Raw genomic sequence first — 10,215 nt, forward strand, 5'->3', positions numbered from 1 at the left:
ACCCCGCCCTAAGCCCCGCCCCACACCACCGACCGCATCGCCAGCGATGCGCTCTGGTAGCGGTCATTGAAGAACCGCACCTTCTCCCCCGGCAGCGCCGCCCCGGCGGCGTGCAGGAGGGGCAGGTAGTGGTCGTAAGTGGGATGCGCCAGCTGCGCGACCTGGCCGAGCTTCTGGAACTCCGACAGCTCTTTCAGTGCGCCCTTGGCCATCACGCCGCCCGCCCAGCGGTCGAACTCGTAGGCCCAGTCGTAGGCCTGCATGGCGTTCGCGTCACGGCGCGTGGCGCGCAGGTTGTGCACGACGTTGCCGCTGCCGACGATCAGCACACCCTTCTCCCGCAGCCCGCGCAGCTGCTCGCCCAGGGCGAAGTGCTCCTGCGGCGGGCGCGCATAGTCGAGGCTCAGCTGCAGCACTGGGATGTCAGCCTTCGGGAACATGGGCTTCAGCACCGACCAGGTGCCGTGGTCGTAGCCCCACTCGTGGTCGTCCAGCGCCAGCCGCGGCTGCGTCCCCGAGGCGATCTCGCGGGCGGTGGCCGGAGCGCCCGGCGCCGGGTACTGCTGGTCGAACAGCTCCTGGGGGAAGCCGCCGAAGTCGTGGATCGTCCGCGGCTGCGCCATGCCGGTCAGGCGCCAGCTGCCGGGCGTGATCCAGTGTGCAGAAATGCACAGAATGAGCTGCGGACGGGGGTAGGCCTTGCCGAATTCGGCGCCCAGCGCCTGCCAGCTGCGGCGGAATTCGTTGTCCGTGATGGCATTCATCGGGCTGCCATGACCCACGAACAATACTGGCATGCGCGGGCTCGACTTCAGCGCGCTGGCGGCCTGCGCCAGTTCGGGCAGCAGGCCGACGCCTGCCAGGGCGGCCCCGATGGCAACCACGTTTCTTCTCTTCATCCAGACTTCCATGTACTCTTCAAGCACGTCTGCTCATCCGTAGTTCTACCTGAACACGCTTTGCACCCGGCTGCTATATTGCACTGCAACAACAGCGAATACCAATGCTCTACCAAATCTACGAAGCCCATCGCTCGCTCATGGAGCCCTTTGCGGACTTCGCGCAGGCGGCATCCAAGCTGTATAGCAACCCGCTGTCGCCTTTCGGCCAGCATCCCTTCGCGCAGCGCCTGTCCGCCGGCTACGACCTGCTCTATCGGCTGGGCAAGGACTACGAGAAGCCGGCCTTCAACATCAGCACGCTGAGCGTGGACGACCACGACGTCGTCGTCCACGAGATCGTCGAGGTCGACAAGCCCTTCTGCGAGCTGCGCCGCTTCAAGCGCTTCACCGACGACCCGGCCACGCTGAAGAAGCTGAAGGAGCAGCCGGCCGTGCTGGTGGTGGCGCCGCTGTCGGGCCACTATGCCACGCTGCTGCGTGACACCGTCCGCTCGATGCTGCATGACCACAAGGTCTACATCACCGACTGGAAGAACGCGCGCATGGTGCCGCTGGAAGACGGCGAGTTCCACCTGGACGACTACGTCAACTACGTGCAGGAATTCATCCGCCACGTCCAGCGCGAATACGGCAACTGCCACGTCATCAGCGTCTGCCAGCCCACCGTGCCGGTGCTGGCCGCGGTGTCGCTGATGGCCAGCCGCGGCGAGCCCACCCCGCTGACCATGACGATGATGGGCGGCCCCATCGACGCCCGCAAGTCGCCGACCGCGGTGAACAACCTGGCGATGAACAAGAGCTACGAATGGTTCGAGAACAACGTGATCTACCGCGTTCCGACCAGCTTCCCGGGCGCCGGCCGCCGCGTCTACCCCGGCTTCCTGCAGCACTCGGGCTTCGTGGCGATGAACCCCGACCGCCACCTGTCCAGCCACTACGACTACTTCAAGCACCTGATCGCCGGTGACGATGCGTCGGCCGAAGCGCACCGCCATTTCTACGACGAGTACAACGCGGTGCTGGACATGGACGCCGACTACTACCTGGAGACCATTCGCACGGTGTTCCAGGAGTTCAGCCTGGTCAACGGCAACTGGGACGTGCTCAGCGCCGAGGGCGAACTGGAGCGCGTGCGGCCGGAGGACATCACCACCACCGCCCACCTCACCGTCGAAGGCGAGCTGGACGACATCTCGGGCTCGGGCCAGACCGAGGCCGCGCACGGCCTCTGCACCGGCGTGCCGAAGTCGCGCCAGAAGCACATCGAGGTGAAGGGCGCGGGCCACTACGGCATCTTCAGCGGCCGCCGCTGGCGCGACGTGGTGTACCCGCAAGTGCGCGACTTCATCGCCCAGTTCAACACACCCGCGGCCGCCGGCAAGCGCCGCGTCGCGACGGCCGCAGCCCGCAAGACCGGCGCCAGCGCGCGCGCGAGCACGAAGACGGCACGCGCCGCCAAGCGATGAACGCGCAGGCGGCGCGCCTGCACGCCGCCCTGCCGCAGACGCAGTGCACGCGCTGCGGCTACCCTGATTGCGCCGGCTACGCCCAGGCCATCGCGGATGGCGAAGCGCAGATCAACCAGTGCCCGCCGGGCGGCACGGAAGGCGTGGCCCGCCTGGCCGCGCTCACCGGCCGCCCCGCCCTGCCCCTGAACCCCGACAACGGCGCGGAAGGGCCGCGCACGCTGGCGGTCATCGACGAGAACTGGTGCATCGGCTGCACGCTATGCCTGGACGCCTGCCCCACGGACGCCATCCTGGGCAGCAACAAGCGCATGCACACGGTGATCGAGCCCTGGTGCACCGGCTGCGAGCTGTGCGTGCCGGTCTGCCCCGTCGATTGCATTTCGCTCGAGAACGTGACCGGCGAACGCAGCGGCTGGGACGCCTGGTCAGCGGGCCAGGCGCAGGAAGCCTTGCAGCGCTACGAGTTCCACGTGTTCCGCCAGCATCGCGCCGAGGCGGAAAACAGCGAGCGCCTGGAGCGCAAGGCCGAAGCCAAGCTGGCCGACCTGCCCGCGCACACGAAAGGCGCGGAAGGCGAGGAGCTGGCGCGCAAGCGTTCGGTGATCGAAGCCGCGCTGGCCCGCGCGCGCGCGAAGCGCGGTTAGCCCAAGGCGTCGTTCACCTGCTCGTGGAATTCCGCCTGGCTCAGCGCGTTGCCGATCTCGCGCGGCAGCGCGTCGCGGATGGAGAACACGCCCAGGATCTTGTGGCCCGGCCCGACGATGGGCAGGTGCCGGAAGCCGCGCTCGAGCATCGTCAGCACCGCGTCCGACACCTTGGTCTCGGGCGGCACGCAGATCGGATGCGGCGTCATCACCTCGGTCACCAGCGTCTTCTTCGGGTCCAGCGCCCGCGCCAGCACGCGGGTCATCAGGTCCCGCTCGGTGAGGATGCCCAGCAGCTTGTCCGGCGGTTCCATCACCAGGATGCTGCCGCAGTTGACGCGCGTCATCGCACAGGCGGCTTCGTACACGCTGGCCTGCGGGCCGACGCTCAGGACGTGCTTCTTGGGAACGGACTGGAATACGGTGCGCTCGGCCATGGTGCTTCCCTCCTCGAGGGTTCTGGCGGCCTCCCTGCCGGTTCAACGACGATCTCGTTAGCGTAGTGCAGCGTTGATTTTCTCCAAAGCGGCCGTCCCTGGACAGAGGTCCTCCGCTTCCAGCTCGTTCAGCGGACGAGCGGTCGTGTTCAAGGCCATGTGCAGATCGGTCGCGACAGGGTCCACGTAGAGCAGCCCGGTCAGGATCTCGCCGCGCGCCTGGTGCGACTGCATGTAGGCCATCGCGGCGAAGCGGTCGGTGGGATCGTAGCCGGCATGCAGGCTGCGCAGGCGCAGCAAGGTGCCGTCGTGCTGGCGCACGTCGACCACCTGCCCCGGCTCCATCTCAGCCGTGATCTCCTCGCGTGGCGAGATGAAGTCGATGCGGCTGACCGCCTCGTTGTGCTCGCGGATGTAGTCGTAGCTCTTGGTGCTGCCCGGATGGTTGTTGAAGGCCACGCAGGGGCTGATGACGTCGATGAAGGCGGCGCCGCCGTGCGTCATCGCGCCCTTGATCAGCGGCACCAGTTGCGCCTTGTTGCCGGAGAAACCGCGCGCGACATAGCTCGCGCCCAGCTGCAGCGCCATGCCCACCAGGTCCACGGGGCTGTCGCTGTTGACGACGCCCTTCTTGCTCTTGCTGCCGCTGTCGGCCGTGGCCGAGAACTGGCCCTTGGTCAGGCCGTAGACGCCGTTGTTCTCGACGATGTAGGCCATGTTGACGCCACGCCGCATCGCATGCGCGAACTGGCCGAGACCGATCGAAGCCGAGTCGCCATCGCCGGAAACGCCCAGGTACAACAGCTCGCGGTTGGCGAGGTTGGCGCCGGTCAGCACCGATGGCATGCGGCCGTGCACGGTATTGAAGCCGTGGGAGGCGCCGAGGAAGTAGTCGGGCGTCTTGCTGCTGCAGCCGATGCCGCTCAGCTTGGCGACGCGATGCGGCTCGATGTCCAGTTCCCAGCAGGCCTGGATGATGGCCGCCGAGATGGAGTCGTGGCCGCAGCCGGCGCACAGCGTGGAGATCTTCCCCTCGTAGTCGCGCCGCGTGTACCCGACCTTGTTGGTCTCCAGGGTCGGGTGATGCAGCTTCGGCTTGGCGATGTACGTCATGCGGTCTCCCGGGCGGCCTGCACGTGGGCGGTGATGGCGTCGGTGATGAAGCGGGCCGTGATCGGCGTGCCGTCGTAGTGCAGCACCTTCACCAGCTTCTGCGGCGCGATGTCCAGCTCGTTCATCAGCAGGTTGCGCATCTGCGCGTCGCGGTTCTGCTCCACCACGAACACCTTCTCGTGGCGGGCTATGAACTCGCGCACCGCAGTCGTGAAGGGGAAGGCGCGCAGGCGCAGCGCGTCGAGCGCGACACCTTGCGCCGCCAGCACCTCCAGCGCTTCCTGCATCGCGGGGCTGGTGGAGCCAAAATACAGCACGCCGTACGGCGTTTCGCGCTCGGCGCGCCGCAGCACCGGCGGCGGCACCAGCGTGGCGGCCGTCTCGAACTTGCGCAGCAGCCGCTCCATGTTGTAGACGTAGTCCGGCCCGCGCTCCGAGTAGCGGGCATACGGGTCGCGCGTGGTCCCGCGGGTGAAGTAGGAGCCCTTGGTGGGGTGCGTCCCCGGCAGCGTGCGCCAGGGGACGCCGTCGCCATCCACGTCCTTGTAGCGGCCGAAGTCCTTGCCGGCCTCCAGTTCCTCCGCCGTCATCACCTTGCCGCGGTCGTAGGCCTGGCCTTCCTTCCACGCGAAGGGCCGGCACAGGCGCTGGTTCATGCCGATGTCCAGGTCGGTCATCAAGAACACCGGTGTCTGCAGCCGATCGGCAAGGTCCAGTGCCTGCGCCGCATGGTCGAAGCACTCGTGCGGGTCTTCCGGGAACAGCAGCACGTGCTTGGTGTCGCCGTGCGAGGCGTAGGCGCAGGACAGGATGTCGGCCTGTTGCGTGCGCGTCGGCATGCCGGTGGACGGGCCGCCGCGCTGCACGTTGATGATGGTCACCGGGATCTCGGCGAAGTACGCGAGGCCGATGAACTCCGTCATCAGCGACACGCCCGGCCCCGAGGTGGCCGTGAATGCGCGTGCTCCGTTCCACCCGGCTCCCACCACCATGCCGATGGAGGCGATCTCGTCCTCGGCCTGCACGATGGCGTAGCGGTGCTGGCCGGTGTCCGGGTCCACGCGATAGCGGCCGCAGAAGCGCTGGAAGGCCTCGGCGACGGAGGACGACGGCGTGATCGGATACCAGGCCGCCACCGTGGCGCCGCCGTAGACGCAGCCCAGCGCCGCGGCGCTGTTGCCGTCGACGAAGATCTGGTCGCCCACCTGGTCCGCCTTCTTCACGCGGATGCCCAGTGGCCACTGCAGGTGCTCCTGCGCGAACTCGCGCCCCAGCTGCAATGCCTGCACGTTGGAGGCCAGCAGCTTTTCCTTGCCGCGGTACTGCTCGCCGAACAGCTTCTCGATGACCGCGGGGTCGATCTCCAGCAGCACCGACAGCGCGCCGACGTAGACGATGTTCTTGAACAGCTGGCGCTGGCGCGGATCAGCGTAGACCGCGTTGCAGATCTCGGTGAGCGGCATGCCGATCACGTGGATGTCCTGCCGGAACTTGGCCGGCGGCAGCGGCCGCGTGTTGTCGTAGAACAGGTAGCCGCCCGGCGACAGTTCCGCCACGTCGGCGTCCCAGGTCTGCGGGTTCATCGCCACCATCATGTCGACGCCGCCGCGCCGCCCCAGCCAGCCCTTCTCGCTGACGCGCACCTCGTACCAGGTGGGCAGGCCCTGGATGTTGCTGGGGAAGATGTTGCGCGGGCTCACCGGCACGCCCATGCGCAGGATGGCCTTGGCGAACAGCTCGTTGGCCGAGGCCGAGCCCGAGCCGTTGACGTTGGCGAACTTGACGACGAAATCGTTGACCGCTTCGATCCGGTTCATGCCAGCGCCTCCGGTTCCGGCTGCCGTTCGACGCGCCTTCCCGCCAGCGCCGACTGGAACAGGAACTTCTGCATGTCCCAGGCGCCGGTGGGGCACCGCTCGGCGCACAGGCCGCAGTGCAGGCAGACGTCCTCGTCCTTCACCATCACGCGGCCGGTCTTCAGCTCGCCGGAAACATAGAGGTCCTGCGCGAGGTTCAGCGCCGGCGCCTTCAGCCGCTGCCGCAGGTCCTTCTCGTCGCCGTCCCCGGTGAAGGTGATGCAGTCCATGGGACAGATGTCGACGCAGGCGTCGCACTCGATGCAGGTGTCCTGGTTGAAGACCGTCTGCACGTCGCAGTTCAGGCAGCGCTGCGCCTCGCGGAAGGCGGTGGCGGCGTCGAAGCCCAGCTCCACTTCCACCCGGATGCTGGCCAGCGCCTTTTCCGCCTTGGCCCACGGCACCTTGAAGCGCGCGTCCAGCGAGGTGTCGTTGTCGTAGCTCCACTCGTGGATGCCCATCTTCTGCGACATCAGGTTCACGGTGGGCGGCGGCCGCTGGCCCGGCGGCTCGCCGTTCAGCAGGCGGTCGATCGAGATGGCCGCCTCATGGCCATGCGCCACGGCGGTGATGATGTTCTTCGGCCCCAGCGCGGCGTCGCCGCCGAAAAAGACATTGGGCACGGTGGAGCGGAAAGTGGCCGGCTCCAGCACCGGCAGGCCCCACTTGTCGAAGGCAATGCCGCAATCGCGCTCGATCCAGGGGAAGGAGTTCTCCTGGCCCACCGCGATCAGGACGTCGTCGCAGGGGAAGAAGACATCGGGTTCGCCGGTCGGCACCAGGTTGCGCCGGCCGGTGTTGTCGTACTCGGCCCGCACGAGCGCGAAGGTCATGCCGGTGAGCTTCCCGTTCTCGTGCACGAAGGTCTTCGGCACGTGGTAGTTCAGGATGGGGATGCCCTCGTGCATGGCATCTTCCTTCTCCCAGGGCGAGGCCTTCATCTCTTCGAAGCCGCTGCGCACGATCACCTTGACGTCGGTGCCGCCCAGGCGGCGCGCCGAGCGGCAGCAGTCCATCGCCGTATTGCCGCCGCCCAGCACGATGACGCGGCGTCCCACGCTGCTGACATGTCCGAAGGACACGGAAGCCAGCCAGTCGATGCCGATGTGGATGTGCGACGCCGACTCGAGCCGCCCGGGCAGCTCGAGGTCGCGCCCGCGCGGCGCGCCGCAGCCCACGAAGACGGCGTCGTAGCCTTGCGCCAGCAGCTCCTTCATCGAAGCTATGCGCTGGCCGGCAATGAATTCGACGCCGAGGCCGAGGATGTAGCCGCATTCCTCGTCGATCACTTCCTCCGGCAGCCGGAAGCGCGGCACCTGCGTGCGCATGAAGCCGCCAGCCTTCGCTTCGGCATCGAACACCGTCACCTGGTAGCCAAGGGGCGCAAGGTCGCGGGCGACCGTCAGCGAAGCGGGGCCCGCGCCGATGCAGGCTACCCGCCTTCCATTGGGCGCGCCGCGCGGTGGCAGCCGGCCGCGGATGTCGTCCTTCAGGTCCGCCGCGACGCGCTTGAGGCGGCAGATGGCGACCGGCTCCGGGTCACCCGTGTTGCTCTTCTCCACCCGTCCGCGCCGGCAGGCCGGTTCGCAGGGCCGGTCGCAAGTGCGGCCGAGGATGCCCGGGAACACGTTGGACACCCAGTTGACCATGTAGGCGTCGCTGTAGCGGCCCTGCGCGATCATGCGGATGTATTCGGGGACGGGGGTGTGCGCCGGACAAGCCCACTGGCAATCCACGACCTTGTGGAAATACGCGGGATCGGCGGTGTTCGTCGGCTGCAACGGGGCCTCCTGACTCTGGCGGCACTGTGAGCTGTGCCGCGGGCCAGTCTACGCCGGTCGCCCGACCCCTGCTTCTCCGGGTAAGCCCTCTATCAGCCGGAATGCGGGGCGCCGTCCGCGCCCGCCACGCGCATCGGCTTGCCGACGCGGGGCAGCCAGCGCGCCGCGAAATTGTTGCCATCGAGCGAGTCGCCGAAGAAGCGGCCCTGCGCCTGGTCCCAGCCGTTCTTGCGCAGGAAGGCGACCTGCAGCGCGCTGTCCACGCCGGTGGCCACGCAGTTCAGCTTCACGCGCCGCGCGAGGTCGCCTATGCCCAGCAGCATCGCCTGCACCGTGGGGTCCTTCTCCAGGTCCCGCATGAAGCTGGTGTCGACCTTCAGTTCGTCGAAGCCCAGGCGGCGCAGTTGCGCCACCGAGGCCGAGGCGCCGAAGCGGTCCAGGGCCAGCCGCATGCCGCGCTTGCGCAGCGCACCCAGCGCCGTGGCGTCGCGCGCAGGCACGCCCTCTTCCGGCACGCGCTGCAGCTCCAGCGAGATCTGGCGCGGGTCCATGCCGGCGGTCAGCGCCGCGTTCACCAGCAGCATCAGGTCGCGCAGCTGGATGTGGGCCAGCGAGGCCTTGATGCCGACCGGCACGGTCTGCAGGCCCAGCGTCTTCCAGTTGCGGGTGTGCTTGTTCACCTGCTCCAGCATCCACTCGGTGAGGGCCACGTCCATCTCGGAGGTGCCGGCCAGGTCCATCAGCTCGTCGCCTTCGACGATGCGGCCCGAGGGATGCTTCCAGCGCAGGTTGGCCTGCGCGCCCACCAGGCGGCCGGCGGCGATGTCCACGCGCGGCTCGAACAGCAGTTCGACCTGGTCGCGCGCCAGCGCATGGCGCAGTTCCGCCGCCAGGTCCAGCCGGCTCAGGGCCTGCTCGTTGAAGCGCGGCGAGAAGAATTCGTAGCGGTGCGGGCCGGCCTGCTTGGCATGGCGCAGCGCCAGGCCGGCATTGCGCATCAGCACGTCGGCGTCGCCGCCATCGGTGGGGAACACCGACACGCCCACGCTGCAGGTGACGAAGACTTCCGGCGCGCCGGGACGCTGGAAGCTCACCGTGGAGTCCTCCAGCAGGCGCGTGATGAAGGCGGCGGCGCTGTGCACACCGTCCATGTAGGGCACCAGGATCGCGAACTCGTCGCCGTCGAAGCGGTACAGCTTGGGGTCGCGGTTCTCGGAGCTGAGCTCGCCGTTGGCTTCGGTCTGCACGCAGCTGGCCAGACGCTTGGCGATGCGCTGCAGCAGCTGGTCGCCCACCACGCGCCCGAGCGCGTCGTTGATGCGGCCCAGGCCGTCGACACCCACGTGCAGGAAGGCGCCCGAATTACCTTCGGCGCGGCCCTCGCCCAGGATCATGGCCGCGTCCTTCCGGTAGCTCAGCTTGTTCGGCAGGCCGGTCAGCGCGTCGTGCTGGCCCAGGTACTCGCGGTAGGCACTGGCGGCCAGCGTGTTGCGGATGCGCAGGCCCAGTTCGCTCGGGTCCACCGGCTTGGACAGGAAGTCCATCGCGCCGGCTGCCAGCGCGCGCAGCTTCACCTGCGGGTCGGTGCTGCTGGTCAGCACGATGACGGGCACGTGGCGCAGCACCGGATCCTCGCGCATTTCGGCCAGGATCTCGTGCCCGCTCACCTTGGGCATGCTCAAGTCCAGCAGCAGCACGCCCGGGTGTTCCTTGCGCAGCATGGCGATGGCCAGCTGCGGGTCGTCGGTGTGGACGAAGTGCTTGTAGCCGGCCTCGGTGAGGAAGGCCTGGGTCATCTCGATGTTCAGCAGCTCGTCGTCCACCATCATGATCAGGGCTTCGGCCAGCCCCGCCACCGAGCGGTGGCGCCAGATCATTTCCTGCGGCGACAGCGCACGGAGGGCCTGCTCCGTGAGCTTTTCCTCACCCGGAGCGAACACCGTCGGCGCATCGCTGTCCATCCCGCTACGCGGGCCGGTCGGACGAGTGGATTCAAAAGTCGTCATTGCAACC

Annotated in this window: 8 protein-coding genes; 2 read left to right on the forward strand and 6 right to left on the reverse strand. The window is 68.0% G+C overall.

Annotated features, from left to right (window positions below):
• Positions 1-8: 8 nt before the first annotated feature.
• The gene (gene ygiD / locus HHL11_RS18805) at positions 9-899 is read right to left on the reverse strand and encodes a 4,5-DOPA-extradiol-dioxygenase (protein ID WP_169420120.1); all 891 of its coding nucleotides are present in this window, start codon (positions 897-899) and stop codon (positions 9-11) included.
• A 104-nt stretch (positions 900-1,003) separates the two neighbouring features.
• Here ygiD and HHL11_RS18810 point away from each other — a divergent pair, with 104 nt between their 5' ends.
• Entirely contained in the window at positions 1,004-2,368 is a 1,365-nt protein-coding gene (locus HHL11_RS18810) for a polyhydroxyalkanoate depolymerase (protein ID WP_169420121.1), read from the forward strand.
• Entirely contained in the window at positions 2,365-3,015 is a 651-nt protein-coding gene (gene rsxB / locus HHL11_RS18815) for an electron transport complex subunit RsxB (RefSeq protein WP_169420122.1), read from the forward strand. Before HHL11_RS18810 ends, rsxB begins: the two co-directional genes overlap by 4 nt.
• Here rsxB and HHL11_RS18820 read toward each other — a convergent pair.
• The 5 genes from HHL11_RS18820 to HHL11_RS18840 all read right to left on the reverse strand — a co-directional run bounded on the left by HHL11_RS18820 (position 3,012) and on the right by HHL11_RS18840 (position 10,208).
• The gene (locus tag HHL11_RS18820; protein WP_169420123.1) at positions 3,012-3,452 is read right to left on the reverse strand and encodes a CBS domain-containing protein; all 441 of its coding nucleotides are present in this window, start codon (positions 3,450-3,452) and stop codon (positions 3,012-3,014) included. The two genes, rsxB and HHL11_RS18820, sit on opposite strands and share 4 nt — an antisense overlap.
• A 57-nt stretch (positions 3,453-3,509) precedes the next feature.
• A complete protein-coding gene (locus tag HHL11_RS18825) occupies positions 3,510-4,565 on the reverse strand; it encodes a 2-oxoacid:ferredoxin oxidoreductase subunit beta (RefSeq protein ID WP_169420124.1) in 1,056 nt (351 codons plus the stop codon).
• The gene (locus HHL11_RS18830; protein ID WP_169420125.1) at positions 4,562-6,382 is read right to left on the reverse strand and encodes a 2-oxoacid:acceptor oxidoreductase subunit alpha; all 1,821 of its coding nucleotides are present in this window, start codon (positions 6,380-6,382) and stop codon (positions 4,562-4,564) included. The genes HHL11_RS18825 and HHL11_RS18830 overlap by 4 nt, the downstream gene beginning before the upstream one ends.
• Positions 6,379-8,202, reverse strand: a complete 1,824-nt coding sequence (locus HHL11_RS18835) for an FAD-dependent oxidoreductase (protein WP_169420126.1) — start codon at positions 8,200-8,202, stop codon at positions 6,379-6,381. Before HHL11_RS18835 ends, HHL11_RS18830 begins: the two co-directional genes overlap by 4 nt.
• A gap of 92 nt (positions 8,203-8,294) precedes the next feature.
• Complete coding sequence (locus tag HHL11_RS18840) at positions 8,295-10,208, reverse strand: putative bifunctional diguanylate cyclase/phosphodiesterase (RefSeq protein WP_169420127.1); 1,914 nt, start codon at positions 10,206-10,208, stop codon at positions 8,295-8,297.
• Positions 10,209-10,215 lie beyond the last annotated feature (7 nt).

Origin of the sequence: Ramlibacter agri, from assembly GCF_012927085.1 — a bacterium.
Lineage (GTDB): Bacteria > Pseudomonadota > Gammaproteobacteria > Burkholderiales > Burkholderiaceae_C > Ramlibacter > Ramlibacter agri.